The 26,240-nt window shown below is 69.7% G+C and carries 27 protein-coding genes and 1 pseudogene; 14 read left to right on the top strand and 14 right to left on the bottom strand.

Annotated features, from left to right (window positions below):
* Positions 1-246 precede the first annotated feature (246 nt).
* A complete protein-coding gene (locus ACFYNU_RS33605; RefSeq protein WP_356589366.1) occupies positions 247-774 on the top strand; it encodes a carbonic anhydrase in 528 nt (175 codons plus the stop codon).
* 214 nt (positions 775-988) lie between these two features.
* Here ACFYNU_RS33605 and ACFYNU_RS33600 read toward each other — a convergent pair whose 3' ends face one another.
* Complete coding sequence (locus ACFYNU_RS33600) at positions 989-2,092, bottom strand: hypothetical protein (protein WP_356589252.1); 1,104 nt, start codon at positions 2,090-2,092, stop codon at positions 989-991.
* Between the two features lie 487 nt (positions 2,093-2,579).
* Here ACFYNU_RS33600 and ACFYNU_RS33595 point away from each other — a divergent pair, with 487 nt between their 5' ends.
* The 3 genes and pseudogenes from ACFYNU_RS33595 to ACFYNU_RS33585 all read left to right on the top strand — a co-directional run bounded on the left by ACFYNU_RS33595 (position 2,580) and on the right by ACFYNU_RS33585 (position 4,124).
* Positions 2,580-2,894, top strand: a complete 315-nt coding sequence (locus ACFYNU_RS33595) for a hypothetical protein (RefSeq protein ID WP_356589250.1) — start codon at positions 2,580-2,582, stop codon at positions 2,892-2,894.
* Positions 2,895-2,931: 37 nt separating this feature from the next.
* Positions 2,932-3,090 (top strand): annotated as a pseudogene (locus ACFYNU_RS33590) (transposase); the annotation flags it as partial.
* 80 nt (positions 3,091-3,170) lie between these two features.
* Positions 3,171-4,124, top strand: coding sequence for an aminoglycoside phosphotransferase family protein (locus ACFYNU_RS33585; RefSeq protein ID WP_356589248.1), 954 nt, complete (start codon positions 3,171-3,173; stop codon positions 4,122-4,124).
* A gap of 144 nt (positions 4,125-4,268) precedes the next feature.
* Here the strand turns inward: ACFYNU_RS33585 and ACFYNU_RS33580 are convergent, their stop codons facing one another.
* Both ACFYNU_RS33580 and ACFYNU_RS33575 read right to left on the bottom strand, forming a co-directional pair.
* Entirely contained in the window at positions 4,269-4,703 is a 435-nt protein-coding gene (locus ACFYNU_RS33580; protein ID WP_356589246.1) for a VOC family protein, read from the bottom strand.
* Between the two features lie 709 nt (positions 4,704-5,412).
* Complete coding sequence (locus tag ACFYNU_RS33575; RefSeq protein WP_356589244.1) at positions 5,413-6,216, bottom strand: phytanoyl-CoA dioxygenase family protein; 804 nt, start codon at positions 6,214-6,216, stop codon at positions 5,413-5,415.
* Between the two features lie 120 nt (positions 6,217-6,336).
* Here ACFYNU_RS33575 and ACFYNU_RS33570 point away from each other — a divergent pair, with 120 nt between their 5' ends.
* Complete coding sequence (locus ACFYNU_RS33570) at positions 6,337-7,203, top strand: AraC family transcriptional regulator (protein WP_356589242.1); 867 nt, start codon at positions 6,337-6,339, stop codon at positions 7,201-7,203.
* An 83-nt stretch (positions 7,204-7,286) separates the two neighbouring features.
* Here ACFYNU_RS33570 and ACFYNU_RS33565 read toward each other — a convergent pair whose 3' ends face one another.
* Complete coding sequence (locus tag ACFYNU_RS33565; RefSeq protein WP_356589240.1) at positions 7,287-7,901, bottom strand: TetR family transcriptional regulator; 615 nt, start codon at positions 7,899-7,901, stop codon at positions 7,287-7,289.
* A gap of 101 nt (positions 7,902-8,002) precedes the next feature.
* On the opposite strand from ACFYNU_RS33565, the gene ACFYNU_RS33560 reads away from it, so the two are divergent.
* On the top strand, positions 8,003-8,692 hold the full coding sequence (locus ACFYNU_RS33560) for a nitroreductase (protein ID WP_356589238.1): 690 nt from the start codon (positions 8,003-8,005) through the stop codon (positions 8,690-8,692).
* A 267-nt stretch (positions 8,693-8,959) separates the two neighbouring features.
* Complete coding sequence (locus ACFYNU_RS33555) at positions 8,960-9,445, top strand: nitroreductase family deazaflavin-dependent oxidoreductase (protein ID WP_356589236.1); 486 nt, start codon at positions 8,960-8,962, stop codon at positions 9,443-9,445.
* Positions 9,446-9,521: 76 nt separating this feature from the next.
* Here the strand turns inward: ACFYNU_RS33555 and tpg are convergent, their stop codons facing one another.
* From tpg to ACFYNU_RS33540, 3 genes are all read right to left on the bottom strand, one after another.
* Entirely contained in the window at positions 9,522-10,079 is a 558-nt protein-coding gene (gene tpg / locus ACFYNU_RS33550; protein ID WP_356589234.1) for a telomere-protecting terminal protein Tpg, read from the bottom strand.
* 7 nt (positions 10,080-10,086) lie between these two features.
* Entirely contained in the window at positions 10,087-12,303 is a 2,217-nt protein-coding gene (gene tap / locus ACFYNU_RS33545) for a telomere-associated protein Tap (RefSeq protein ID WP_356589232.1), read from the bottom strand.
* A 173-nt stretch (positions 12,304-12,476) separates the two neighbouring features.
* Positions 12,477-12,815 (bottom strand): hypothetical protein, encoded by a 339-nt coding sequence (locus ACFYNU_RS33540; RefSeq protein WP_356589230.1) that lies wholly within the window; start codon positions 12,813-12,815, stop codon positions 12,477-12,479.
* A gap of 260 nt (positions 12,816-13,075) precedes the next feature.
* Here ACFYNU_RS33540 and ACFYNU_RS33535 point away from each other — a divergent pair, with 260 nt between their 5' ends.
* Together ACFYNU_RS33535 and ACFYNU_RS33530 are read left to right on the top strand one after the other, a co-directional pair.
* Positions 13,076-14,140 carry a chitinase gene (locus ACFYNU_RS33535; RefSeq protein ID WP_388768292.1) on the top strand — a complete coding sequence of 355 codons (1,065 nt, stop codon included), beginning with the start codon at positions 13,076-13,078 and terminating at the stop codon, positions 14,138-14,140.
* A gap of 91 nt (positions 14,141-14,231) precedes the next feature.
* Complete coding sequence (locus tag ACFYNU_RS33530; protein ID WP_356589226.1) at positions 14,232-14,768, top strand: NUDIX hydrolase; 537 nt, start codon at positions 14,232-14,234, stop codon at positions 14,766-14,768.
* A 34-nt stretch (positions 14,769-14,802) separates the two neighbouring features.
* Here the strand turns inward: ACFYNU_RS33530 and ACFYNU_RS33525 are convergent, their stop codons facing one another.
* Both ACFYNU_RS33525 and ACFYNU_RS33520 read right to left on the bottom strand, forming a co-directional pair.
* A complete protein-coding gene (locus tag ACFYNU_RS33525; RefSeq protein WP_356589224.1) occupies positions 14,803-15,327 on the bottom strand; it encodes a hypothetical protein in 525 nt (174 codons plus the stop codon).
* A gap of 49 nt (positions 15,328-15,376) precedes the next feature.
* Positions 15,377-15,790: an HIT family protein gene (locus ACFYNU_RS33520; protein WP_356589364.1), complete on the bottom strand. Its 414-nt coding sequence runs from the start codon at positions 15,788-15,790 to the stop codon at positions 15,377-15,379.
* 169 nt (positions 15,791-15,959) lie between these two features.
* Here ACFYNU_RS33520 and ACFYNU_RS33515 point away from each other — a divergent pair, with 169 nt between their 5' ends.
* Positions 15,960-16,889: an aminoglycoside phosphotransferase family protein gene (locus ACFYNU_RS33515; protein ID WP_356589222.1), complete on the top strand. Its 930-nt coding sequence runs from the start codon at positions 15,960-15,962 to the stop codon at positions 16,887-16,889.
* Here ACFYNU_RS33515 and ACFYNU_RS33510 read toward each other — a convergent pair.
* Complete coding sequence (locus tag ACFYNU_RS33510) at positions 16,855-18,009, bottom strand: cytochrome P450 (protein ID WP_356589220.1); 1,155 nt, start codon at positions 18,007-18,009, stop codon at positions 16,855-16,857. The genes ACFYNU_RS33515 and ACFYNU_RS33510 overlap by 35 nt on opposite strands.
* A gap of 1,031 nt (positions 18,010-19,040) precedes the next feature.
* On the opposite strand from ACFYNU_RS33510, the gene ACFYNU_RS33505 reads away from it, so the two are divergent.
* A complete protein-coding gene (locus tag ACFYNU_RS33505; RefSeq protein ID WP_356589218.1) occupies positions 19,041-19,940 on the top strand; it encodes a type II CAAX prenyl endopeptidase Rce1 family protein in 900 nt (299 codons plus the stop codon).
* On the opposite strand, the gene ACFYNU_RS33500 is transcribed toward ACFYNU_RS33505, so the two are convergent.
* From ACFYNU_RS33500 to ACFYNU_RS33485, 4 genes are all read right to left on the bottom strand, one after another.
* Positions 19,918-20,775: a DUF3592 domain-containing protein gene (locus ACFYNU_RS33500; RefSeq protein ID WP_356589216.1), complete on the bottom strand. Its 858-nt coding sequence runs from the start codon at positions 20,773-20,775 to the stop codon at positions 19,918-19,920. The genes ACFYNU_RS33505 and ACFYNU_RS33500 overlap by 23 nt on opposite strands.
* Positions 20,776-20,897: 122 nt before the next feature.
* The gene (locus tag ACFYNU_RS33495) at positions 20,898-22,184 is read right to left on the bottom strand and encodes a cysteine desulfurase-like protein (RefSeq protein ID WP_356589214.1); all 1,287 of its coding nucleotides are present in this window, start codon (positions 22,182-22,184) and stop codon (positions 20,898-20,900) included.
* Positions 22,185-22,273: 89 nt separating this feature from the next.
* On the bottom strand, positions 22,274-22,513 hold the full coding sequence (locus tag ACFYNU_RS33490; RefSeq protein ID WP_356589212.1) for a DUF2630 family protein: 240 nt from the start codon (positions 22,511-22,513) through the stop codon (positions 22,274-22,276).
* 46 nt (positions 22,514-22,559) lie between these two features.
* Complete coding sequence (locus ACFYNU_RS33485; RefSeq protein ID WP_356589210.1) at positions 22,560-23,411, bottom strand: aldo/keto reductase; 852 nt, start codon at positions 23,409-23,411, stop codon at positions 22,560-22,562.
* Between the two features lie 201 nt (positions 23,412-23,612).
* Here ACFYNU_RS33485 and ACFYNU_RS33480 point away from each other — a divergent pair, with 201 nt between their 5' ends.
* The 3 genes from ACFYNU_RS33480 to ACFYNU_RS33470 are packed head-to-tail and all read left to right on the top strand — an operon-like array spanning position 23,613 to position 26,220.
* Entirely contained in the window at positions 23,613-24,761 is a 1,149-nt protein-coding gene (locus tag ACFYNU_RS33480; RefSeq protein WP_356589208.1) for a hypothetical protein, read from the top strand.
* Between the two features lie 8 nt (positions 24,762-24,769).
* Complete coding sequence (locus tag ACFYNU_RS33475; RefSeq protein WP_356589206.1) at positions 24,770-25,462, top strand: DUF1796 family putative cysteine peptidase; 693 nt, start codon at positions 24,770-24,772, stop codon at positions 25,460-25,462.
* On the top strand, positions 25,459-26,220 hold the full coding sequence (locus ACFYNU_RS33470) for a PIG-L family deacetylase (protein WP_356589204.1): 762 nt from the start codon (positions 25,459-25,461) through the stop codon (positions 26,218-26,220). The genes ACFYNU_RS33475 and ACFYNU_RS33470 overlap by 4 nt, the downstream gene beginning before the upstream one ends.
* The last annotated feature ends 20 nt before the right edge of the window (positions 26,221-26,240 follow it).

Genomic DNA, 26,240 nt, shown 5'->3' with positions numbered 1-26,240 from the left:
ATGGGGCTGGCGGATCGCTACGGCGGCAGACACCGGCGCGTGCCACCTGGACGGTAAAGGCCGTGCGGACAGGGGCGGAAGTGCGGCGCGGGAATGGCCACGAAGCTGAAACGATGTGGCAACACACCGCGTTTGTTGCCACCTCATTACCAGATCGTGGAGAGGCGCTCTGTCGTCTTTTACGTTCGAATTTCGGCCATCTACGGTGGCGTTGTCTCCAGCCGCCTTGTGGAAAGTGAGTCCCCCGTGTCTTTCACGGACGAGTACCTCGTCAACAACACCGCCTACGCGGAGACGTTCGCGGGACATCTCAACCTCCCCCCGTCCCGCTCTCTCGCCGTGGTGGCCTGCATGGACGCGCGACTGGACATCTATCGCATCCTCGGCCTCCACGACGGCGAGGCGCATGTCATCCGCAACGCGGGGGGAGCGGTCACGGACGACACGATCCGCTCCCTGGCGATCAGTCAGCGTCTGCTGGGTACACGGAAAATCTTCCTGATCCACCACACCAAGTGCGGGATGCTCGAATTCTCCGACGACTCTTTCAGACAGGGTATCGAGAAGGAGACAGGGATTCGGCCGGAGTGGGCGGCCGAGGCATTCGACGATCTGGAGACGGACGTCGAGCAGTCGATTCGCCGCATCATCGTCAACCCCTTTATTCCGCACAAGGATTCGATCCATGGGTTCATTTTCGATGTGGATTCGGGACTGCTCAACCCGGTGGACCCCGAGTGTGAGGTGACTCGGTCTCACGTACCGTCCGTGTGACGGAGGTTGGCGGGCACCGCCGTCCCACACGCGGGGCGGCGGTGCCTGGTGGCGGGCGCCGTCCAGGGCGAACAGACGGGCACCGGGCATCGGGCATCGGGGATCGCTTCGGTGGTGTCGGCGTGCGTGACCGGCTTGCCCAGCAGGGCTGTTCATCACTTCGGGTGACACACGGTCCGGCGCCGTTCGATTCCGCCGTCTTTGGACCGGTCCACTAGAAGAGGCCGGCGCGCGTGTGCTGGGGCAGGTTCTGGAGGATCTCTCGCAACCACGGATTACGGACGGCCGGCAGCCGGACGAGGGTGTGCTGAAAGGCGTCCGGGTCGGCCCGGAACGAGTACCGGGGGCGTGGTGCGGACGGGTAGTCGCGGAGGACGCTGTCGGGCATGCCGCCCGACGCGGGAAGTGGCAGGTGCGGCTCGGGGAAGGCCAGCCACAGCCACACCCCGAACGGCAGAGGCACCAGGTAGGCCGAAGTGCACGGGTCGGCCGGGGTCCAGGTCCGTCCCGTCTGCGGGTGGGTCGGCACCAGGAGGATGTCCACGTCCCCGTCGGCGGTTGGCTGTCCTGGTCCGGCCAGAACGGCACGCCGTGCCCGCCCGGCAGGCAGCATGGCGTCGAGGGCGCGTTGGAGCACCTCCATGCTGAGACCGTCCGGGACGATCACCGGCCGGCCTTGCGAGGCTGCCAGCAGATGGGCGAGCGCCCGGCCGACCGCAGCCTCCCACCGTGGGCTCCATGACCAGAAGTGGTTCGGCCCGAGCCGCGAGCCCCACGTGGCGATCGGCTCGAACGGAGGCGTGGACTTCCCTTCCTCCAGCAGCTCTGTCCAGGTCAGTGGTACGGAGTCGGCGCCGCCGACGGTCAGTCGGCGCACGGCGTCGGGCGCGAGCCACACCGCCTGCCAGAATGAGCAGTCGTCGATTCGAGTCGCCACGGGCAGGTCGCACGTCTCGCAGGCCATGTTGGGGCCATCTGCGCCGTCGAGCCCACAGCAGTAGCCGCCGGCCCTCTCCGGGAGCAGTACGGTGGCGCGGGCGTCGCCGGGCGCGATGACGATCGCGCCGGGGGCGCCGTCGGAGAGTGCGTAGACCGGCGCGTAGATGCCGCGGGTCACCGCCTCGTCCGGATGGATCCCCTCCCATCTTCGCCACGGCGGCCCCCAGGGCTCGGGGTTTACGGCGAACGTGCCCGGCTCCATGAGTACCGGGAGTTGAAGCCCGTTCCCGTACTTCTGATGAGCGTGGGTCGGCAGGGCGACCCGGGAGAGCGGGATGGTCAGCTCCGTGCCGCATCCCCGACACGCGAAAACGAACAAATGCCCTCCGCCGTCCTCCGCTACGGAATCAGCAGGCATCGTCGCAGCCCCGTGCCAGACCGGCCAACGTGTTTTTGCATCCATCGCGGGGCCGAAGCACAAACCACGACGCGCTCGGCGCACCCAGTCCACGGCCCGGCCGAGGAAACTGCGGTTCTCCCAGGCGGCCGTCGAGTAGGCGGTGATCGGTGCCACGGTCGGGTTTCCGGGCGACGAATCCCGCTGGTGGACCGATCCCCGGGGGAGGCACAGCGCGAGGCTGTCCGGAGCCAGCGGCCATGCGCATGCAGGCGCAGCAGCAGGGCCAACCCACGCGGGCCTCCGTTGCCGTACTCACGGGGCCTCGGCAGCTCGTGCGGTGGGGATCACAGCCGCAGGTCGAGCAGTCCGCGCACTTCACCTGTCCGACGAGCTCGGAACACGGCCTTGCGCTGCGAGCGGTAACCCGCTGACGCTTGTCTGTCCAGCTGCCTGGGAGACTTCAGAGATGGATGGGTGGGAGGGCACCGCGACGCTTGAGTGGTGGGCCAATCAATCGACTTGCTTGGGCAAGTTCGCTGTGCTTGCGACGGCCTGTGTCACCGGAAGAGACTGGCCGTGCGGCGTGATACTCGACCCTCCGCTGTCCGACGACGACCGGGCGGGCTTCGATTTCCTGATGGAGCTCGACCCGCTCTTCACCCTGCGCTTCGGCGAAGAGAGCACGCTGTTGGTCAATGTCGCTTCGGGCGAAGGCGCATGTCTCATCCTCACCGCTCATGAGGCGAAAGCATCAAGACCAGTCGACTCCGGAGAGGAATAGCGGCCGGCTACCGCGGATCGGTCGATTCGCCGCGAGGGTGGGTCTTCTGCACGATGCTGTCCGCTTCGAGTCCTTGACCGTGGTGTCCCGGTTCCGGGTCGGCCGGGTCGGCTACTACGACTGCCTGACCGCCCGCGCTGATGCGCTGTTCGAGCTGGCCGACGCTGTGTTGTGCACCGACGGGCCGGTGCGGTCGCCGGCCCCCGGCGGGCTCTGGTCGGTCCGGTGCCCGGCAGGGTTTTGTGCGTGCCGTCGTTGAGATGATGGAGTGTCACCGTGACCAATCACGATGAGGTGGCGACTGTCCGCCCGTTGACGCTGGCGTGGGTGAGCCGGCACCTGGAGGTCGGCGAACGGGTCGTCGGAGTCGAGGCGCTGCACGGCGGTATCACTGCCGAGATGCGGAGGCTGACCATCGGCACGCGCGACGGAGTCAGCCGGGACATGGTGCTGCGGAGTTTCATCGACGTGGAACACGCCGATGACTCGTTGAACAGGGAGGCGGACGCCCTGACCATGCTCACAGGGACCGGGGTACCGGCTCCTGGACTGGTCGCGTTCGATCCGACCGCCGCGCATTGCGAGTATCCGTCGCTCCTTATGACACATCTGGCGGGCCGGCCGGTCCTCGACAACGAGGGGCTGAAGGCGCGCGTCCCTCTGCTGGCCCGTCAGCTCGTGGCGATCCACGCGTTACGGCCTGCCGTGCGGCCCCGGAAGTATGTGACGTTGACGACCGCCGACACCGTCGTGACGCCGAAGGGCGCCGACGCGGCGGCGTGGGCCGCGGCGATCGACGTGATCCGCGAGCACGCGCCGCCCTATGAAGGGCGTTTCCTGCACCGGGACTTCCACCCCGGCAACGTGCTGTTCGACGTGCCGCCCCAAGGCCTGGCCGGCCCCCGGATCACCGGCGTCGTCGACTGGGCGGCAACCTCCTGGGGCCCGACAGACCTCGATGTCGCGCACTGCTCCACCAATCTCGCACTGCTGCACGGCCCGGCATGGGGCCTGCGGTTCGCCGAGGCGTACGAAGAGGCCGGCGGGGTGCTGGCCGCAGCCGCGAGCGATCGGCTGTACTGGCGGGTGCGGGACGGGCTGGCGTTCTCGGAAGAAGTACAGCAGGTGTCGCAGCCATGGCGGGAGGCTGGGCGGACGGACCTGACGACGCGAGCCGTGGAGGAGCGGCTGGATGCCTACGTCACCACCCTGATGGACACGCTGGGCTGAGCCTGCGGCAGTTCGCCCCGCTGTTCGGGGTGTCGAAGTCGGCCGCCAACCATTGACGCCGAATCTCGATTCGTCGGGGCGCCGGCCTGCTCACTCCGCACCGCCGTGTGAACGGGGCCAGAGCGAGCTACCGGCTTGGAAACGTCAGTCGACACAGAACTCGTTGCCCTCGATGTCCAGCATCGGGATGCACGACTCGTTCTCCTCGTCCGCGTACAGCGTTTGCACGTGGGTCGCACCGAGCGCGACCAGTCGTGCGCACTCGGCCTCCAGCGTGGCGAGGCGCTCGTCCCCCACGAGCCCCGCACCGACCCGGACGTCGAGATGGACCCGATTCTTGGCGGTCTTGCCCTCGGGCACGCGCTGGAAGTACAGGCGCGGGCCCTCGCCTGAGGGATCACTACAGGCGAACCACGAATCCCGCTCCTCCGGAGGCAGGGTGCGGTTGAAATCGTCCCAGGTGGTGAACCCCTCCGGTGGCGGCGGCGCGATGTACCCCAACACTTCGCACCAGAAGCGGGCAAGGCGCTCGGGCTCTGCGCAGTCAAAGGTGACTTGGAACTTCTTGATCGCCGACATCGGCGCACCGTATCGCGTACCAGGGGGACCCTGCCGCTCATTTTCTCAGGCGGATCCGCCCGTCACCCGTCGCTTCCTGGGCCACCTTGGATCCAAGCATGGCAGCGGAACGCCCCGGTGGCCCCCGGGACCCGGTCCGACCAACCGCCTTCAGGTCGAGATCAGTTGCGGAACAGCCCTTGGCGCGGCGAGTCGGCTTCCAGTCGGCGGAGAGCTTTTCCCACTCGCTTCGAGGCAGGTCAACGGCGCGAACTCCGGCAGTTTCGACGGGAGTTCATGCACCCCGGTCATGGACGGGTACCACTCCGTCCGACGCGGGCAGCAGCTAGGCTCGGCCGCACCTGGTTCAGCCGGGCCGCGGGGGATGAGGGGGAAATCCGTAATGGCCTTCGTGCTTCTCATATACCTGGCCCTGGCGATGGCGTGGCTTGTCTTGTCGTTCCTTGCGATGAAGCAAGCCCGCTTTGCAACAAGCCTACTTGTCGTTCACATCGCGGTCGGCGCTGTCGCCTGCCTGTATGCCGCACTTTTCACACAGCTGGGCCCATTGGTGCTGTTCTGTGTATTTCCCGGCACGTTCATGTCACTGTTCTTCGCTTTTCTCAGGGTGGCGTTCCCTGACAACCTGGATGTCGGGCCGGGGTCCGTCCCACGCCCGGATCGTAGAACCCAACGTCCGACATCCAGGCCCCTGGAGTAACTGAGTGCCCTACTGGGCGGAGCCGAGCAATCCGGTGGACAGGTCCGGTTCCTCCAGGCCCCGGCGGATCGCGATTTCCACCGGTGAGTACGCGCCGTCGGCCCGCTCCAGTTCGTACGGCGCGGCCGGCATCAGCGGCGGCTGAGCCATGAAGCGCGGCCGTGCCCCGTGGTGCGGCTGTGCCGCGTGTACCAGGAACGGGTGGCAGAGGAAGACGTCACCCGGGGAACCGGTGGCGAGAGTGAGTGGCCGGTGGTCGGATGCCGCAACGAGGTCTGGTGCGATGGACAGGCCGCTCGCGCCTTCCTCCCCGTACGGCTCCAGAACCTTCGGCACGTCGAGGTGGGAGCCGACCCTGATCCGGGTCGGGGCGTCCTCCTCGCCCACCTCGCTGAACAGAAAGAGCATCAGCAGGGCCCGGCCGCGCGAGCGGAGGTTGGTGAAGGGCCAGGTCTCGCCCTCCATCGCGTAGCTGCCCTCGATGTGCCAGCCCGCGTCGTCGGGTTCCTCCTCGTGCGGAAAGCGCAGCGGGAAGGTGCCGAGTGAGTAGCGCGGCTCCCAGCGACCGGCGCCGGCCAGCAGGTCGTACGCCCGGTGCAGGGCCGGGGAGTTGGGTGCGGCGGCGAACGGGCCCTGTGCCAGCTCGCCGACCCAGTGCACGGGCCGCGTCCATGTCTGCGGGCGGTCCGGATCCAAGCCCGTCTCCCGCCACAGCAGCCGCGCGCAGCTCGCGGCCACGCGGGGCGCGACGGCGCCTTCCAGCTTGACGAAGCCGTCGCGGAGGAAGCGGGTTACCAAGGTCGTGTCGTTCATGCCTCCATCGTGCGGCGCTGCCCGTACGGGTCACCCGACACTTGCCGCACCGTTCGTCTCGGGTGTGGAGTGCGAGGCCGTGCCTGGTTGAATCGATGGCCGGGATTCTTGGAGGCGGGCGTGCTGGAGCGGCTCAATCAGGCCATGGAGCGCATCGAGCGGCAGCTCGACAGCTCAGTCGACGTGGGTGAGCTGGCGCGGGTCGCGGCCACCTCGGAGTACCACCTGCGGCGGATGTTCTCGGCGCTCGCGGGGATGCCGCTGTCCGAGTACATCCGGCGTCGGCGGCTGACCGTCGCGGGCGCGGAAGTACTGGCCGGTGAGCGGACGTTGCTCGACATCGCGGTGCGGTACGGATACGGCTCGGGAGAGGCGTTCGCGCGGGCGTTCCGCGCGGTGCACGGCGTCGGGCCGGGCGAGGCTCGGCGCACCGGCGCGGCGCTCAGCTCCCAGCCCCGGATGACCTTCCGCCTCATCGTCGAGGGGAGCAGCAGCATGCGCTACCGCCTGGTGAACAAGCGGGAGTTCAGCATCGTCGGGGCGAGGACCCGGGTGCCGCTCGTGCACTCGGGACCGAACCAGGCGATCATCGATTTCGTCCGCGGGATCGGCGACCGTGGAAGGGAAGAGATGGAGAAGCTGTCCGACCAGGAGCCGTACGGCGTCCTCGCGGTCTGCGACGATCTCGATCCCAGCCGGGCGGAGGGCACCCAACTCGACTTCTACCACGGCGTCGTCACCTCGCTCTCCGCGCCGGAGGGCATGGCCACGCTGCCCGTACCGGACGGAACGTGGGCAGTCTTCACGACCTCGGGGCCGGCGCCGGAGGCGATCCAGGCGCTGTGGCGGGCCGTGTTCACCGAGTGGTTTCCGTCGAACCCGTACCGGAGCCGCCCCGGGCCGGAGATCCTTCGTACGCGGATGTCGGCGGAGGGCAGCGAGGCGGAGGCCGAGCTGTGGCTGCCGGTGGAACGGGACGCCGATTGATCCTGGGGTCCGGCCTGGCCCCGGCCGTGGCTCTGCCCCGTCGTCCCGTACGTCTTCGTACGCTCGCCACAACGGCCTCCGCGTCAGGCCGTGTCCGGCAGGGCGTGCGCGAGGAGGGTCTTCGCCGCCGTACGGGCGTGTCGGCCGTAGTCCGCTTCGCCGAGCACCATGGCGCGGCTGGCCGCCCCGTCCGCGAGCGTGACCAGTTGTTCGGCGAGTGCGGCGGGGTCACGGCAGCCCAGTTCCGTCACCAGTGTGGTGACCAGTCCTACCATCTGCAGTTTCTGTTCGCGGGCATAGGAGTGGACCGCGCTCCCCGGATCGGGGAACTCCGCCGCGGCGTCGATGAATGGGCACCCTCGTACCGGTGTCGCGTCCGGCAGGGGCTCGAAGAGCCCGAGGATCCGCTCCAGCGGGGGGATGTCCTCGCGCGTCAGCACGTGTTCCAGCGTGGCTCCGGACGAGATGAGGTCCTGGAGATGGGCGACCACCAGGTCGCTCTTGGTCCGGAAATGCGCGTAGAGCGTGCGCTTGGACACGGGCGCGGCCTCCGCGACCTGCTCCATACCGGTCGCGTTGATCCCGTGGGTCGCGAACAGCTGCGCGGCGGCGGCCAGGATGCGCTCCCGCCCGCCACGTCCTCGTCCTTGTCCTTGCCCTTGCCCTCGCTCTTGGGATGCCGTAGTCGTCGCGTTCATTCGCCAAGTATACGGCCGCGTTTACTTCGGGAGCCGGCGCCTGTTAGGGTCTCGCGTTGTAAACGGTTGCGTTTACATCGATTGCTGTCGAGGAGTGCTCCATGAACCTGCTGGCCCCTACCGAGCTGAGTGGCTGCGCGGAGAAGCTGATACGTGGCCGGCGCGCCACGCGTGCGTTCCGTCCGGAAGCCGTGCCCGAGGACACGATGCGCGCGGTCTTCTCGCTGGCCGGCGCCGCTCCGTCCAACTCCAACGCGCAGCCCTGGCAGGTAGAGGTGGTGAGCGGCGCGGCTCGTGATCGACTGGCCGACGCCTTGCGGGCGGCCCACGCCGAGAAGCGCGTCTCGGTCGATCTTCCGTACTCCGAGGGCATGTACTCGCAGGTGCACCAGTCACGCCGCTCGGCGTTCGGCGCCCAGTTGTACGGAGCGCTGGGCATCGGTGCTCACGATCACGAGGCGCGGGCGGCCTACGACGCGGAGAGCCTGCGCTTCTACGGCGCGCCGCACGCCGCGTTCCTGTTCGTCACCGGCGACGGCGGGGCCCGGCTGGCCGCTGACGTGGGTGCCTATATGCAGACCTTGCTCCTGGCGATGACCGCGTACGGTGTGGCGAGTTGTCCGCAGGGGTTGCTGAGCTTCTACGCCAACACGGTTCGCGACGAACTCGCGCTGGAAGGAGGGCAGTTGCTCGTGGGTATCTCCTTCGGCTATGCCGACGAAGCGGCGCCGGTCAACCACGTCACGACCGGTCGGGCCGCGCTCGAAGCGGTCGCGGCCTTTCACAGCTAGCGACTGCCGGCTTGATGAAGTGGCTGCCTCGTCGAACAGAGAATCCGGCGGTCCGGATTACGCGGTCTACGTGTCGTGCCAGTCCATGGATACGGCCCGGCCTTTCTCTGCGACGTCCTGCCCGGCGTCGACGGCCAAGTACAGACCTTGAGTAGGCCGGTTCACGTCGGCGACCTGTCCTGAACGCACATCGAGACGACAATCCCGGGGAATGACACAGAACACCACGCGCAACACGATCCGTACGCGACGACGGGATGGAACACGATGCCGCTTGAGGGCGAGTACGGGCCGCATCCGGTGCGGTGGGTGCGCGAACAGGTCGAGCTGTACGAGAGTTCTGGCGGTACGCGGGGGACGACGCTCTGGGACACGGGTCTGCCCGTCGTCATCGTCACGATGCGCGGCGCGAAGAGCGGCAAGATCCGCAAGATCCCGCTGATGCGCGTGGAGCGGCAGGGGTGTTACGCGGCCGTGGCCTCGAACGGCGGCTTCCCGCGCCACCCGCTCTGGTACTACAACCTCAGCTCCGACCCGCGCGTGGAGCTCCAGGACGGCTCCGTACGGCAGGACATGACGGCCCGCGAGATCACCGGCGACGAGAGAGCCGAGTGGTGGGAGCGGGCGGTCGACGCGTATCCGCCGTACGCCGAGTATCAGGAGAAGACCGACCGTATGATCCCTGTCTTCGTGCTGGAACCCGTGTCCCCGGCAGGGCCGGCGGACGCCCCGGAGTCGTCAACGAGCACCTGATCCACGCCGCCCGCGGCCTCCTGCGCACCAGGGCCCGGCGAAGCTGCCGGGCGACCTCACCCAGGATCGAGGACCGCTACAGCTCGAACTCCAGGTGCTCGATGTCGGTGAAGCGCACCTCCTCCAGGGATCCGGCGCGGCGACCGCCGTCCTGGAAGTAGGTCTCCTTGAGGGCTTCGGCGGCGATCTCCTGGAGGCGCTGGTCGGACGCGCCCTGTTGCTGGGCCTCGAAGAGGCGGGCGGCGTGATGGGGCGGCAGGGCGACGGTGAGGTGGCGGGTCCGGTCCTGGTCCGTGGAGCCGATCGGCGCCGTGTAGCCGAGGCGGGCGCGGGTGTCGATGACGATCCCGTCCGACGTCGCCGCCTTCTCCCTCGCCTTGGCCCGGATCTGCGGCTGCCACCGCTTCTTCACCTCGGTCTCCAGGCGGGCGGCGAGGGCCGGGCGGGGCTTCTTGATCTGGTCCTTCACATACCGCTCGACCGTGCGCTGGGAGATCCGCAGCATCCGGGCGACCGCCCTGGTGCCCTTGAGTTGTTTGACGAGGTAGCGCATCTGCGCGCCCGCGCTCTTGGGTGCCGGGCGGGTGAACGCCTTTTGCAGCGCGGCGTCCAGGCCGTCCCCGATGATGCTCATCGCCTACCTACTCCCCGTCGTCCTGGTCGGTGACGGTGCCGTCCTTGATGTACCGGGCCAGGTTGAGCTCGGGGGCGTTGAACTGCTCCCGCACGCCCTCGCCCCACAGCAGGGTCTGCGTGCCCTCGTGCTTCACCAGACCGGGGTTCACCCCGAGCTTGAAGCCGCCCGGCAGCGGCTTGCCCTCCCGATAGGGCAGGAAGTCCAGCGGGGACTCGCCGTCGACCGCGTACACGACGCAGTCGGAGAGGACCGCGACCGGGTACTGGCCGGTGAAAGCCGCGTGCTTGATCAGCTTCCGGTGCAGGTTGATCCGCGTGCGGGAGATGACGGATGCGCGGATGTGCGGGTTCCACGTCGGGCGCGACAGCGCCCGCCACGGCTGACCCGGCTTCCACCCCTCACCGCGCGGGCGCTCGCGCAGCTTCCCCAGGCCGCCCTTCACCGTCGCCTTGACCGCCGACACCACGATCGCCAGCTCCGGGTCCCGCCCGCGATAGCCGTCCATCGCCACCAGGAAGTCCTCCGGCGACAGGTCGGCGCCGACGCCGAGGTCGGCCATGGTGGCGAGGTAGGCGTCACGCAGGCGGTTGTACCAGGCGTCCAGGTAGCGGCCGTTGTCGTAGCGGACGTATGCCTCGATCGGCGCGACGTCGTAGCCGAGTTCGACCGCGTAGGCGACGGTCGGCGTCGCGTACCAGGCCGGACCCTCCGGGCGCTCACCCTTCGGTGTGAACGGACTCGGCAACAGGCTCCCGTCCAGCTCCACCCGCTCCTTGCCCAACTTCACGCGGGACAGGTCGACATGGGACAGGTCCACCAGCCACGAGCCGGGCAGCTTCGGGTCGAACACCGGGGCCTTGACGTGCGTCGGTGCCCCCAGGCCGACGACCAGTCCGTTGGCGCCGGCGGCGAAGGCCATGTTGACGTCCAGGCCCACCAGGTGACGGCGCTGGTAGTCGGCTTCCGTGAACGGGCGCGCCCAGTCGTACGCCTCCTCGAACAGCTTCTCCCCGGGGCCGCGGATATGGAAGCGCGGCAGGTTCGCCAGCAGCGGGTGACCGTCGGGGGCCTCGCAGGGAGCCGGGTCGACCGGGTCCTTCCCCAGGCTGCCGGGGTTGTGTTCGGAGTGCCGCTTCCCTGTCGCGTCGGGCTCGGAGGCGCGGGTCGGCGGGTGCAGCGCGGTCATCAGCTCCAGGCCGGTCACGGCGGTGGAGCCGCGCGGGGTCATCACCCTCGACGCGTACGTGCCGAGCAGCCGGGCGAGTTCCGCGGGCGGAAGCTGACCGGCCGCGCCCCAGTGGCGGGTGTCGAGAGCCTGCCAGGAAGTGATGCACAGCTGGACGCAGGCCCGCTCCGAGCCGGTGGCCGGGCGGTAGATCCGCGCCCACGGCCCGAATCCCCGCTTCGTCAACTTCCATTCCGCGCGGGCCAGTTGCTTGACGACCTTGTGGCCCTCCGGCAATCTGCCCGCGAGCCGCTCCTCCTCCGTGAGGACGACCGGGAGGCCGTAGCGCTCCAGCGCGGATTCGGTGAGCACGAGCAGCGGGTCGGCCGGCTTTCCCGGTCCGGACAGCTTCGGCGCGCCGAGCTTCGCCTCGGTGAGGGTCCAGTCGACCAGGGACGGCAGGCTCTTGGCGGGGACGTCCAGGACCAGGCCGCCGACGCAGTACGCCAGTACGTTCCCGTCCTCGACGTCGATCACCGCGAGCGGCCCGTTCTCGAAGCGCGGGTCTGTGTCGCCCGTCGGGGTGCCGGCCGGAGCCGTCTTCTGCGCACCCGGTCGGCGCGACGTCGATGACGACCTGGCGGTGGTCGTCGGACGCGGTACGGCCGGAGCGGCGGCGGGAATGGCGGCGGCGGTGGCAGTGGGAGCGGGGCTGCTGGTCCGGGGCGCGTCGGGCGCCGGGTCCGTCGGTGGGGTCCGCGCTTCCGCCGGGGGCGGCCGATCGGTGGACACGGCGGGCACCGTGACGTCGGGCGGCGCGGGGTACAGCTCCGCGAGCTTCTCCAGCAGCCGCGCGTATGCGTCACGCTCCGGCGGGCGCGGCTCCGTCTTGCCCGACTCCCAGCCGGACATCGTGGCCCGGCGCACCTTGAGCGCGGTGGCCACCTCATCGATCGTCAGGCCGTGCGCGACACGCAGCCGCTTGCGCTCCGCCGGGGGCGGAAGTGAGGAACGGGACGCGACCAGCGCGTCGACCGCGTCGAACAACTCGGACATGCTCCACCTCCTGGGCCACAGGCTAAGCCACGAAGCGTACGAATCGCGCATTGATGGCGTACATACTCCGTACGGGGAGTATGCGTTGCCTCTGGCCGGCCGCCACACCGCTCCCACGGATGACCCAACACCCGGTCCTGACACCCCAGATGGGTTTCATCGACGGACGCACCTCAACTCGGAGTCGGCGAGGGCCCCCGGGCCGGTCCTGCGAGGGCGGAGGTGACTTCTTCGATCTCGCCTCGCGCGGTCTTGAGGAGCAGCCCGACGATGTCCTCCCAGGAGTCGAGTGTCGCGTCCATCGGTTCCGGCCCGTCGCGTTCGACGTTCTCCCACCGTATGAACTTGTCCGGAAAGACGCTGAGCGACCATCCGGACTCGTGCTTCAGTGAGACGTCCGGGTGTTCCTCGTCCGCGTTGCCGAGTTCGGCGAGGATTTCGCGGATCCGAGGCTCGTCGGGCTCGTCGAACTCTTCGCCCATGTTGTCGTGCATGGAGTAGGTCACGGTCACGGTCATAATCTCCGGTCTGACGGTGGGCCTTCGGGATGGCTCATTCAACCCCCGCCCTGTCGTCACCGGCCCACCGGCCACCGACTAGGACCACGGCCAGGACCAGGACCAGGACCAGGACAACGGTGCCACGTTCAGTTCGGCTCACCTGAGGGACGCGACCCGTCCAGCTTGGCACCCCACTACCTCTGGAGGATCTCGTGATCTCCAAGTGCCTCTCCCCCCACAGCCGTACGTCCAGACGGGCGCGGCTCGTCGCCGTGGTGTCCGGTCTCGTGACCGCCGTCGCGCTCGCCGCTCCGTCGGCCGTCGCCACCCCGGCCCCCGGCGTCAGCTCCGCCGTACCCGCATCCGCCGCCCCGTCGGCCGACACCTGCGCCGTCAAGTCGAAGCCCGCCGGCAAGGTGCTCCAGGGCTACTGGGAGAACTGGGACGGCGCTGCCAACGGCGTCCACCCGCCCCTCGGCTGGATCCCGATCACCGACAGCCGTATCCAGAGCCACGGCTACAACGTGCTCAACGCGGCGTTCCCCGTCATCCGCTCGGACGGCACCGTCCTGTGGGAGGACGGAATGGACACGACGGTGAAGGTCGCGACCCCGGCCGAGATGTGCCAGGCCAAGGCCTCCGGTCAGACGATCCTGATGTCGATCGGGGGCGCGGCGGCCGGGATCGACCTCAGCTCCAGCGCCGTCGCCGACCGCTTCGTCGCGACGGTCGTCCCGATCCTCAAGAAGTACAACTTCGACGGGATCGACATCGACATCGAGACCGGCCTGGTCGGCAGCGGCAACATCAGCACCCTCTCCGCGTCGCAGGCCAACCTGATCCGCATCATCGACGGCGTACTCGCCCAGATGCCCTCGAACTTCGGCCTCACCATGGCGCCCGAGACGGCTTACGTCACGGGCGGCAGCATCACCTACGGCTCGATCTGGGGCGCCTACCTTCCCATCGTGAAGAAGTACGCCGACAACGGCCGCCTGTGGTGGCTGAACATGCAGTACTACAACGGCAGCATGTACGGCTGCTCCGGCGACTCCTACTCCGCGGGCACCGTCCAGGGCTTCACCGCCCAGACGGACTGCCTGAACAGGGGGTTGGTGATCCAGGGGACCACCATCAAGGTTCCGTACGACAAGCAGGTCCCCGGGCTTCCTGCCCAACCGGGCGCGGGCGGCGGCCATATGAGCCCCAACCTGGTGGCCCAGGCCTGGAACACGTACGGCAACAGCCTCAAGGGACTGATGACCTGGTCCGTCAACTGGGACGGCTCGAAGAACTGGACCTTCGGCGACAACGTCAAGGCCCTCCAGGGCCGTTGATGACGAGGTCGGACCTCGTGCTAGTCCTCGGCCTCGTCCTCGTGGGGTCAGCTTGAGCATTTCCCGGCCGTGGAACGGGAATTATGACGACGTGCCCGATTTCACTGAACCGCCGCTCGTGGTCGACGGTCGCGGCAATGCCCTTGTCGCCTTCATCCGTGGGGCGGAGGCGGCGCCACCTGATGACGCACCGCTGCCGGCGGCACTTGTCGCCCTGTGGCACGCCGGTCGTGTCCTGATGGTCTTCGATCGTTTCCGTCAGTGCTGGGAACTGCCTGGTGGGAGTAGAGAGACAGACGAATCCCCTCGACTGGCAGCAGCTCGGGAGTTGTGGGAGGAGAGCGGGCAGGAAGCCGATGGGCCGTTGCGGTTCATCGGCTACGCGGGATTCGTGCTCGCGCCCGACCAGCGGGCCGAGTACGCCGCACTCTTCGCCGGCCACACCTCCCGTCGCCGGGAGTTCCGGGCCAACGAGGAGATCGCGGCCATCCGGTGGTGGGATCTCCGGGAAACCCTCCCCGGACGGGTCCAACCCCTGGACGCCCACCTCGCCCGCCTCTCCCGGCCCACTCAGCCCGCTCGGCCCACGTGCGAACCGAGGCCCCGCAACTCCCGTCCCACTGACTGACGTTGAGACTGATCCATCAGGACCGGTCGGGCTGTCATGCTCCCCGGTCCAGCCGGTGCCGGACATACTCCGATGGGGTCGCGCCGACCTCGATACGGTTCTCGTCAAGGCCGTTCACGATCCGCACACGGCCTCCGGCGAAGACGAACTCCACCGTCACCGTCCCGGCCGCCAGGTCACGGTTACGCTCCGGGGGCCGCCACTCAAGCAGGGCGACCTCGCACAGTTCCTGGCCGACGAACGGCTCCAGGTAGGAATCACTGTGCGTCCATCGAGGTGTGAACTCGGACCCTTCCCATCCGGTGATGCTCGCAGCGGTGTCGATCGTGTCCCAACTGATCGAGAGTTCGTCGAACTTCCAGTGGGACACCTCCAGCTGAACGCCGTCGAAGTCCAACACCACCGGGCAGTCGGCGAACCACTCGTCGTCCTCGGCGAAGCGCACCAGAGCGAACTCCGTCAGCCGCCGGCCGGTGAGCCTCGCCAGACGTGATCCGTGTGCCTGCCGGACCGACTCGATCCCGACCAGGAAGGACGGCTCGAAACCAGAGATCCCCATGTTCACAGCACCTGAGTCTCCCGGTCTTCGGCTCGACGGGCCAGGGCCTTCAAGCGAGGGCGGCGAGACCTCCACGTACCGCCCCCGCCGTCTCGTCGAGCACGCGGCGGTCTTGCACGTGCCAGTTGGCGTCGATGCGAAACGGGTCCCCCTTGAACCGGGGGAAGACATGCAGATGGACATGGAAGACCTCCTGGAAGGCGGCCTCGCCGTCGGCCAGGAAGAGGTTGACTCCTTCACAGCGAAGGCCGGACAGCCGCAATGCCCGCCCGATCCGGTGCCCCACCTGCCAGATCCGTACTCCCAGGTCTTCCGGCAGATCCACTAGCCCTTCCGCGTGAGACCTCGGAACGACGAGCACGTGCCCGGGTGTTACGGGGCTCAGGTCCATGAACGCGATGACCTGGTCGTCCTCATGGACGACGCTCGCCTCCGCACGGCCTCGCGCGATGGCACAGAACACACATCCATCGTTCGGCAACCCGGCCTCCTCGGGTTCGCGGACATCCCGTACCCACCTCACCAGACAAGGCCGGTTCCGCGCCGGTGAATTGCCCCGGCCCCGGCCCCCGGTCGCCGGTCACCGCTCGCCACAACGGGGCACGACGGGCTCTCAACTACTGTTGCGCCCCATGGCAGCCACCACGACGGACATCACCGAGGACTTGATCCGGGATCTGCTGCGGGAGCAGCACCCCGACCTGGCGGACCGCCCCGTGAGGCTCGGCGCGCGCGGCTGGGACAATCAGTTGTGGCGACTCGGCGACGATCTCGCCGTCCGGCTGCCCTGGGCGACGCAGTCCGCGGACGCGTTGCTGCTCAAGGAGCATGCCTGGCTGCCCGCGCTCGCCCCGCACCTTCCTCTGCCGGTCCCCGTTCCGCAGCGCCTCGGTGAGCCCTCCGAACGGTTTCCCCGGCCGTGGATCGTCACCACCTGGGTGCCGGGCGAGCCCGCCGACCGTGTGCCCGTCACGCGCGCGGCAGAGGCGGCCGACACCTTGGCCGCCTTTCTCACGGCTCTTCACCGGCCCGCGCCTGCCGGGGCGCCGGCCGGCCGTGACCGCGGGGGTCCGCTGGCCGACATCACCGAAGGCTTCACCCGGGATCTCGCCTCGGCAACCGAACTTGGGCTGATCCACGACCCGGACGCCGTCCGCGCGGTCTGGGATGACGCCGCCGCCGCGCCCGGCTGGGCCGGCCCCGCGCTGTGGCTCCACGGCGACCTGCATCCGGCCAACGTTCTCACCGCGGACGGCACCTTCTGCGGCGTGATCGACTTCGGTGACCTCTTCGCCGGCGACCCGGCCTGCGATCTCGCCGCCGCCTGGATCCTGCTGCCCGACGGAGCCGCCGACCGCTTCCACCGTGCGTACCGGCCGGTCCCCGACGCCGCGACCCTGCGCCGGGCACGCGGCTGGGCGGTGCTGCGCGCCCTCGCGGGCCTCCACATTGGACACGCGGGCGACCACGGGCGCCCCGGGGGCAAGCCCACCTGGGGTCCGCCCGCCCAGGCCTCGCTGCGGCGCCTCACGGCGACGGTCCGGACGGCCGGGCAGGGGTGAGGCGCGTCCAGCCGGCGGGTGGGGCCAGGAGTGTGCGGGCGTGGGGCTTGCGGGTACGCAGGCGTACCTGGCCCTGGTGGCGGTGCAGGATGAGGTGGCCGAGGTGTTCGAGCGCCTTGACGGCGAAGCCGTTCGCCGGACACATGCCGTCGCCCTTGCCGAAGGGGAGGTAGGAGCGCCGCTGGTCGTCGGTCGGCTGCTCCCAGCGCGAGGGACGGAAGTCCTGCGGTCGGTCCCATACGGCCGCCGACCGGTGGATCGCGTGCGTGCCGATCAGGACGTGTTCACCCTCCTGGACCTCGGCGCCGGCGATGTCGTGGTCGGTGGCGGCCACCCTGATCAGGCGCCACGCGGTCGGATACAGCCGTAGCGTCTCTCTGACCAGCCGATGGATCTGACCGTGGCTCACCGTCGGTGTGTCGAAGCCGTGCTGGACGCCGAGCATCACCACCCATTCGAGAGCCACGCCGGTGAAGCCGACCGTGGACAGGACGAGGCGTTGCAGCAACTGCGCGCGATCGGCCGGGGTCAGATCTCCGGGCAGGCCGAGCACCAGGTCGACCAGGTCCTGTGCGGCGTCCTCCCGCGCGGGGAGTCGGCCGAGGTGTTCGGCGAGACCGGCCCGGACGGCGGGCACCGTACGGTGCGACCGTCTCAGCACATGGCCGACGATGTCGTCGGCGACGACGCTCGACGTCGTGTAGGCGTCGACGAGGGCGTTGATCCCGGTGTGCCGTGGGTGGGCGATGGCGGGGGCGAAGTAGCGCCGGACCAGTTCGACGCCCCAGTGCTGGTGGCGCAGACGGCCTCGGCGGTCGCTCACCTCACCGAGCGTCCCTTCGAGGTCGAACGACGACGGGAGGTCGTGCCGGGCCAGCACCCTGAGCAGTTCGCGGGAGGCTTCGCTCCGGACCTCTTCCGGCAGGGAATTCCGCCCGAGGCGGTAGAACCCGGACTGGGAGAGGTAGTTGCCGGCCGAATCAACGAGCACGTCCCGGGCCGCGGCGGCGTCGGCCACGAACAAGGTGCCGAAGCGGAGCCTGAACGGGCCGTCGCGGTCGGCGGCCTGCCGCTCCCAGCGCCGCAGATGCGGCCACAGACTCTTCCTGTCCAGGAACACGCTCGTCCGCCCGTCTGCCGGAGGATGGGGCGAGCGCCCGGGCGGGCCGGTCGCTCGTCCCGGTGCCCTTCGCGGAGCGGATGTCAGTCGTGGTGGCCGTACCTGTCGCCGTACTGGTTGCGGCGCGTACGTGCCTCACCGCTGAGCGCCCGAAGGCTCCTGATGACCCATGACATCGCGGCTGTCCTCCTTGTCGTTCAGGGGTGTGCGTGTTCCGGCCGCCGGGTGTCAGTCCTGCTGCCCGTAGCCGACGAAGTACCCGTGCCACCGGGCGCGCATCTCACCACTGAGGGCCCGGAGGCTGCTGGTCACCCATGACATGGTCGTCCTCCTTGTTGGTGGGTGTCCTTGGATCGTGCTGCCCGACAGGGCATCTCGCCGCCCTGGCGCCGTACTCGCCGTCCGTGGCCGGCTCACCGCTGAACTGTCCGGCCGCGGGGGCGCCGTGCGGCTCGTAACGCTACTCCGGGAGCGGGAGCGGGCTCACTGCCCGAACCGGCCAAAGAACACGGGTGCGCCGGGGATGTACTCCTCCAGCATGCCCCGCGTCACCGGGACACTCCCCCAAGCACCCTCCACGATACGGGAGTCGATCCGTGCGACCAGTTCGTCAGGCGACGCCGTCAGGTCGGCCGTGTCTGACGTGATCCGGTAGCCGTGCGGCACGTTACGGGGCAGATGGACGTTGCCGCCCTCCGACAGCTCCGGTCGGGCTGTGCGAGGCAGGCCATGGTCACTGCGGTGTCCGTTCCGTACGGGCGACGGGCCCGGAGCCGTCGCCGATGCGGTGGGCGCGAGTGACAGAAGTGGTCGCGGTCCGCCCGTGTCGCGCCATGTACCGACAGACCGAGGGACATTGGCGTGACCGATCCTGTCAGGTCGTGTCGGGTCTCGTTCGAGGCCGGTACATCGAACGATGCAGTGGGTGTCCTTCTCAGTAAGGAAGATCAGCGGCGTGGGCGAGGAGACGATATCGGCGTCCCCATCACACGTTCCGGCCGGTCGGCCGACACGCTCCGAGGTGAGTCAGCATGAACGCGATGTTCGGCGGGATCGTCATGGCGTTCGCGCTGGGCTGCGGGATCGCGATCGGCGCCCCGCTCGCCGACGCCGTGAACGCGTCCGGCCGGGGCGGCCAGCTCGTCGCCGCGATACCCGTCAGCGCGGTCGCGGGCGTCCTCGTACTCCTGACGCTGCGGCGGAGCCGGCGTACGTGGGCGTCCCTCGGGTTCGGCGAAACCGGCGCGAGCGTACGGGCGTTGCTGACCGGTGTGGGCATCACCGCCGCGTCCGCCGCGCTCGTCCTGGGTGCGGGAACAGCCGTGGGCCTGCTGAGCTGGACCCGCCCCGACCTGTCCCAGCTGGTCGCGTTCGTCGCCGTCAACGGGCTCGTCGCTCTCCTGCTGGAAGCCTTCCCGGAGGAGACCACGCTGCGCGGCCTGACCTGGACGTCGCTGCGCGAGCGGCGCTCGGCCACGGTCGCGGCCCTGGGAACAACCCTGGTGTTCATGGCGGTTCCGGGCGCCGCCAGTGCGGTCGCCGCCGCGATCCGGCGGGTGACGGGCGGTGAGCCCGTGCCCGTACGTCTCGCTCCGCCGGGGCAGCACACGGCGGACTATCTCGTCCTGCTGTTCGTCTTCGGGCTGACTCTGGTCGCCGCCCGGACGGCGCTGCGCCGGGCTCCCCTCTGGACGGCCATCGGCACCCACCTGACGTTTCTCACCGTCAACCGGGTCACCCTCGAAGGGCAGGACCGGAACGCAGGCTGGTCCGCCGACCGGATCAGCCCGGACGCCGTCCTGCTGATCCCGCTGTATCTGCTGGTGGCCGCCGCCGCGTTCGTCGTCTGCGGGCGGCTCGGCAGGAGCGGCCGCGGGCCGGTGTCCGGCGAATCCGCCTCGTCCGCGCTCACAGCTGGACCAGCCCGATGACGACCGCCGCCACCCCGGCGAGAAACAGCGAACCGTCGAAGCGGACGGTCGACCGGAGTTCGCGGCGGTCGTCCGCGAGGTCCAGGGTGAAGACCGCCGGATCGGCCGGCAGATATCGCACCGTCACGTCCTGGCCCACTGAACCGCTCAGGTCCTTCTTGCCACGGGGGCAGAAACCCGTGACCGCGACGTCATCCCGGGTGGTGAACCGGACGACCGGGCCGTACGCGACGAGCGTGCCCTCGCTGTCGTGGTACTCGGACCTCGTGACGGCGACGATACGGCCCGGGGCGGTCGGAGCGGCGGTGAGATCGGCGACGCGGCGTCTCGCCGCGCCGACCTCCTTGCGGAAGGCGATCACCGTCGCGACGGTCCACGGGACGCCCGCGCCGAGCAGCGCCCACGGGTAGCCCCAGGTGAGCGCGGCGCTCGTGACCAGGGCCGCGTAGATGAGGAAGACCGCGAAGTTGGGCCAGCCGACGCCGTACCTGCCCCACCACAGATCGTCGTCGACGTCGAAGTCCTCGGGCCGGCCCGGCCGGTACCGTATGCCGATCTCCCGCCCCTGCCAGGCGGCCTCGACCGTGTCACCGGAGCCGCCGTTGTTGGCGAGGGTGAACTCCTCACCTGTGGAAGGGTCCTGGAAGGAGATCACCACCGGCACTCCCCCGACGTTGCGGCTTCCGTGCACGGGCGCCTCGATCCCGACGATCCGCCCGAGCACCCGCACCCTCCGCTGCGCCCGGGTCGCCCCGGCCAGCGACCGCCCGTACCCGACCACGGCGAGCCCGCCGAGCACCGCGCACCACCAGACCAGCGCCTCTTGGCCGTACACCCGCCGCACACCCCCATCCGCCCCGGCAAGGGGCATCCCCAGGACTCCGCTCCCCCGACGCGGGCCGGGCGGCCGTGTCGACCGGGCCGGTGTTCGAACGCGCCGGAGAGCGGGTCAGTGTCTCAGGACCGCAAGAACGCCGCCAGGCCCGTCGTCAGGCGTTCGATGTCGTCCGCGTTGTTGTACGGGGACAGGCCCACGCGCAGGCCCCCGGCAGTTCCCAGGCCGAGGTGGCGGGAGGCTTCCACCGCGTAGAACGAGCCCGCCGGTGCGTGGATCCCGGAACGGGCGAGGAAGTGGTAGGCGTCCGTGGCTTCGTGGTGGTCGAAGGTGAGCAGCATCGTGGGGGTCCGCAGGGCCGCGCGGGAGTGCTGGGTCACACCGTCGAGTTGGGAGATCGTCTTCTCGGCGCTCTCGCGCAGGGCCGTCTCATGCACCTCGATCGCCGCGTAGGCGGTGCGCAGGCGTGCGCGCCGGTCTCCTGACGCGCCGGGGGCGCCGGCCGGGCCCGGTGCGGCCGGGGCGAGGTCCGCGAGGAAGTCCACGGCGGCTCGGGTGCCCGCCAGGGCTTCGTACGGCAGGGTGCCGAGCTCGAAACGTTCCGGTACGGCGTCGGTGGACGGCGCCAGTTTGTCCGGGCGCAGGGTCTCCAACAGCCGTGTGGAGGCGGCGAGTACGCCGTGGTGGGGGCCGAAGAACTTGTACGGCGAGCAGACGAAGAAGTCCGCGCCGAGTGCCGTGACGTCCACGAAGGCGTGCGCGGCGAGATGGACACCGTCGACGTACAGCAGCGCGCCCGCCCCGTGGACCAGGTCGGCGATGGCCGTCACGTCCGGACGGGTGCCGATCAGATTCGAGGCGCCGGTCACCGCGACCAGGCGCGTGCGGTCGGTCAGCAGGGCGCCGACGGACGTCACCGGCAGTTCGCCGGTGACCGGATCGAAGTCGGCCCAGCGCACCACCGCACCGGCCCGTTCGGCGGCCTGGACCCAGGGGCGGATGTTGGCGTCGTGATCCAGCCGGCTCACGATCACCTCGTCCCCGGGGGCCCAACTCCGGGCCAGTGCACGGGAGAAGTCGTAGGTGAGCTGCGTGGCGCTGCGCCCGGTGACGATGCCCGTCTCCTCGGCGCCCAGCAGGTCGGCCATCGCCCGCCGGTAGTCGCGCACGATGGTCTCGGCGTTGATCTCCCCCGGTGCGACGGAACCCCGGACCGCGAGGGGATTGCTGAGCGCGTGGGTGATGGCCTCGATGACCGGCGTGGGCGTCTGCGTACCGCCCGGACCGTCGAAGTGGGCGATTCCCGCGCGCAGGGCGGGAATCCGGGCGCGCAGCGCGTCGATGTCGAGGCCCGTTGCGGTGCCGGTGCCCGTGGCCGCGGCGGTGCCCGTGCCGGTGTCGTACGTCATGAGTGCCCCCGACGGCGCTCGGTCCGGGACACGTCTCCCGGCTCGGACCACCGATCATGGCAGACGGGGCTGACATCTCCCCCGCGCGCTCACTGCTCGTACGACTCCACCTCGGCCACCGGGCGCGCTTCGACCCGCTGCGGGTCCGCGCCGGAGTCCGCCTCCGCGCGCCGCCTGCGCAGCAGGTCCCAGCACTGGTCCAGCCGCTGTTCCAGCACTTGGAGGCGTGCGCGTTCCTCCGGGTCGAGGCCCTTGCCGGGTGCCTGCTCACGGAGGCGGTGCTCCTCCGCCACCAGCGTGTCGATCGTGTGCAGAATGTCGTCCGCCATCACTGCCTCCACTGTTGTGGCCCGCCGCCCGGGCCCTGCCGCCCGTTCACAGCACCTCCAGCGGTACCGGGCCCCGGACGGGCGGGAAGGCGTCGTCGACGGCGGCGAGGTCGTCGTCGGTCAGGGTGAGCGCGAGCGCGGCGTGGTTCTCGCGTACATGGTCGGGCCGGCCTGTCCGGGGGATCGCGATCACGCCGCTCCGGCGAAGGACCCAGGCCAGGGCCACCTGCGCCGGTGTGGCGTCGTGGCGGCCGGCCACGGCTCGCAGTGCCGGGTCCGGCAGCAGTCGTCCTTGTTCGACCGGTGAGTAGGCCATGACCGGGACGCCGCGCTCCGCGCACCGGGGCAGGAGGTCGTACTCGATTCCGCGCCGGGTCAGGTTGTACAGGACCTGGTTCGTGGCGATCGCGTCGCCGCCGGGCAGTGTGGCCAGCTCCCGCAGGTCGGCCGGGTCGAAGTTGCTGACTCCCCAGTGGCGGATCTTCCCCGCGCGGACCAGGTCCTCGAACGCGGCGACCGTCTCCTCCAGGGGGACGTCCCCGCGCCAGTGCAGCAGGTAGAGGTCGATCCGGTCGGTGCGCAGGCGTTCGAGGCTGCGTTCGCAGGCGTGGACGGTGTCCTTCCGGCCCGCGTTGTACGGCAGCACCTTGGTGACCAGGAACGCCTCGTCGCGGCGGCCGGCGAGTGTTTCGCCCACCAGTTCCTCGGCGGCGCCCTGACCGTACATCTCGGCCGTGTCGATCAGGGTCAGGCCGAGGTCCAGTCCCAGCAGCAGGGACTCCTGTTCACCGGTCCGCCGCGCCGGGTCCTGTGCCCAGCCCCAAGTGCCCTGGCCCAGCACGGGAACCCGCTCCCCGGAGGGGAGCGCCACGGTGCGGACGTCCGGGGTCGGTCCCATCGGCGGCCCCTCCTCTCGTACCTCTTCAAGGCTCTCACCGGGGAGCTGTCTGTCAACCGCGGTCGCCGCGGCTCGTCCGGGGAGCGTGAGCGGGGCGGCCGAGACACGACGTTCGAGAATGCCGTCTCTTGCACCGCGCAGTGGTCTAGACCTAGCGTGTGCCCCTTGCGGCCCGTCCGTCTCGTACAGAGGACCGATCCTGTGATCGACATCGTTGTTGTGCTCCGCGCCGAAGACGCCGTACTCGACTTCCTGTCCGTCCTCAGCGACGGAGAGACCGCGCTCGTCCTCGCCGACCACGGCCGGACGCTCGCCTTCCCCGCCGGGCGGAGCCCGGCCGAACGGCTCGCCGACATCGCGCGGTATGTACGGCCAGCCGACGACGGCGCCAGCTCGCCCGGTCCCGTCCCCCTCGCGGAGCTGGTACGCGAGGCGGGCGGCGGCCGGGACGCGCGGGTGTGGACGCACTCGCCGGCGGACAACCGGCGCAGCCGGGGCAAGGTGGGCCGGGACACGGCGATCGGGTGTGCGGGCCACGAGGTGCGGCACGCCGTCGGCTACTCGCCGTTCCTCCAGGTCGTGAGCGACTTCGACCGTTCGCTGGACCGCGAACTGCTCGCCGCCAAGCTCGACTTCGTCAACCGGGCGTGCGAGCACCTGCTCACGGAGCCGTCGGCGGAGTACGTGGTCCAGACACCCCGCATTCCCGCCACCGAGCGTTTCTTCCACACCGACCCCGACGAACGCGAACGGCTCTTCGCGCTGCTGGCGAGTCTGGACGACGAGGCCGCCTCCATCGTGGACCCGTGGGAGTTCGGCAGTTCTCCTTACGAGAAGGACCGGCTGGACGCAACTGCCGCCTGGGTGCTGGGCCATCGGGCCGGGGCCGACGGGCTCTTGGTGGAAGTGGGCGCGTGCGAAGGCGCCCTGACGCACCGTCTGGTCGCGGCGGGCCGCAGCGTGCACGCCACCGAGCCCAACCCCCTGTTCCGGGCGCGTCTTTCGGAGAATGTGCGGGGCACGGAGGCCGTACGGGTCTCCGCCGACGATCTCGCGGACCTTACTAAGGAGGGCCGTCCGCGCGCCGGGGCCCATCTGCTCATCGAGATGCTCTATTACGGCCAGGATCTCGCCCTGCTGGACCGGCTGCCCACCGATCATCTCTTTGTGGCGCTCGAACCCGGCACCATGGACGCGCTGCTACGGCCCTGGCTGGCGGCGTCCGAGACCTGGCAGGAGACGGAGAGCGTCCAACTGGTTCCGCCGCGCGTCGAAACCGTCTGCGCGGGCCGCGCCTATCTCATCAAACGCGGCAGTGATGGGCTCCTGCTCCGACGGACCGCCGGCTGAACGCCCCGATGAGGCACCCGAATCCGGCCGTTCCGGCCGGCGTCACCGACCCGTTCGACGTATGCGTGGGGCTCGGCTACCACTGCGAGACGACCTATCAGCTCCGGCGCATCACCGGGAACGAGTCGGCGCACTTCTTCGACTGGCTCGACCTCGACCTAGACGCGGTCGTCGAGATCATCGCCGAGGACTTCGCCCATGTACTGCTTCCGGGGCAGGTGGAGCCGTTCAGCGACGGGCTCTGCGCCCTCGACCGCGCCTCGGACATCCGCTTCTTCCACGATTTCCGGCCGAGCGACGGCCGCCTCCTCACCCAGGAGGACATCGACCGCCAATTCGACGGTGTGCGGGCCAAGTTCATGGCGCTGGCGGAACGCTGGCGCGCCCTCGCCGCCTCCCGGGCCCATGTGCTCTACGTCCACCACGACGCCTTCGACGAATCCGGCGCGCGGGATCTGGCCCGGCTGCGCCATGTGATCGCCACCGCGCACCCCGGGCAGCGGTTCTCGCTGCTGTGGCTGCGCCGTACGCCGCCCGCCGACGCCGGGGACCTCGCACCGGGAATCACCTGGGGGACGGTGGCGGAGGCGCCCGGCCGCTGGGAGGGCGACGACGCCCAGTGGGACGAGGTGTTCAGCGCCGTACCGATATCACCCGATCCGCCGCGGCCCGCCCCGATGACCGAGGAGACCCCCGTATGACTCCCCCACCGCCCGCCACCGTGATCCTGTCGCCGCACTTCGACGACGCCGTGCTCTCACTCGCGGGGCTCATGCCGCAACTGCCCGGCCCTGTCATGGTCGTGACGGTGTACGGCGGCGAGCCCGGGTCCCACAACCCCGTCTCCTGGTGGGACAGCGTCTGCGGATTCTCCACCCCGCGGGAGGCGTATCGCGCCCGCCGTACGGAGGACGAACGGGCCTGCGAACTCCTGGGGGTCGGGAGCATCGCCCTGGGCCATCCCGACGGTCCTTACGGGGAGAGGACGGAACTGACGGACATCGACGTCTTTCTGGCCGAACTCTCCCCGGAGACCACGCTGTTGATTCCCGTCGCCACCAACCAGAAGGACCACCAGAAGGTTCGGGACCGCGCGCTGGCGGTGACCGAGAAGCTCGGACGCCCGCTGCCGCTCGTCTACGCGGATCTCCCCTACACCGGCCATCTGGACGAATGGGGCTCCCCCGAAGCCGATGACGCGCTCAGCCGCAGCCATCTGTACGGGCTCGCCTACCAGGACCTGACGCGCGGTCATGAGCTGCGCCCCGCACATGATCTGACACTGACGGACGATCAGTGGGCGCTGAAGCGCGAGGCGGTGCAGTGCTACGGCTCCCAACTCGCCCCGCTGGCCGCCGACCACGGCATGGTGCTGGCGCGCACCGGGCCGCTGCGTGCCGAGCGGGTCTGGTCGATGAAGCCGGTGGCCGGCACCGGTGAGGACACCGGCACCGGCTGAACAGGACGACGAGGCAAGGG

The organism is Streptomyces sp. NPDC006643 (assembly GCF_042870175.1).
Taxonomy (GTDB): Bacteria; Actinomycetota; Actinomycetes; order Streptomycetales; family Streptomycetaceae; genus Streptomyces.
The sequence above is the reverse complement of the archived record's forward strand: the minus strand, read 5'-3'. Positions and strand labels throughout refer to the sequence as shown.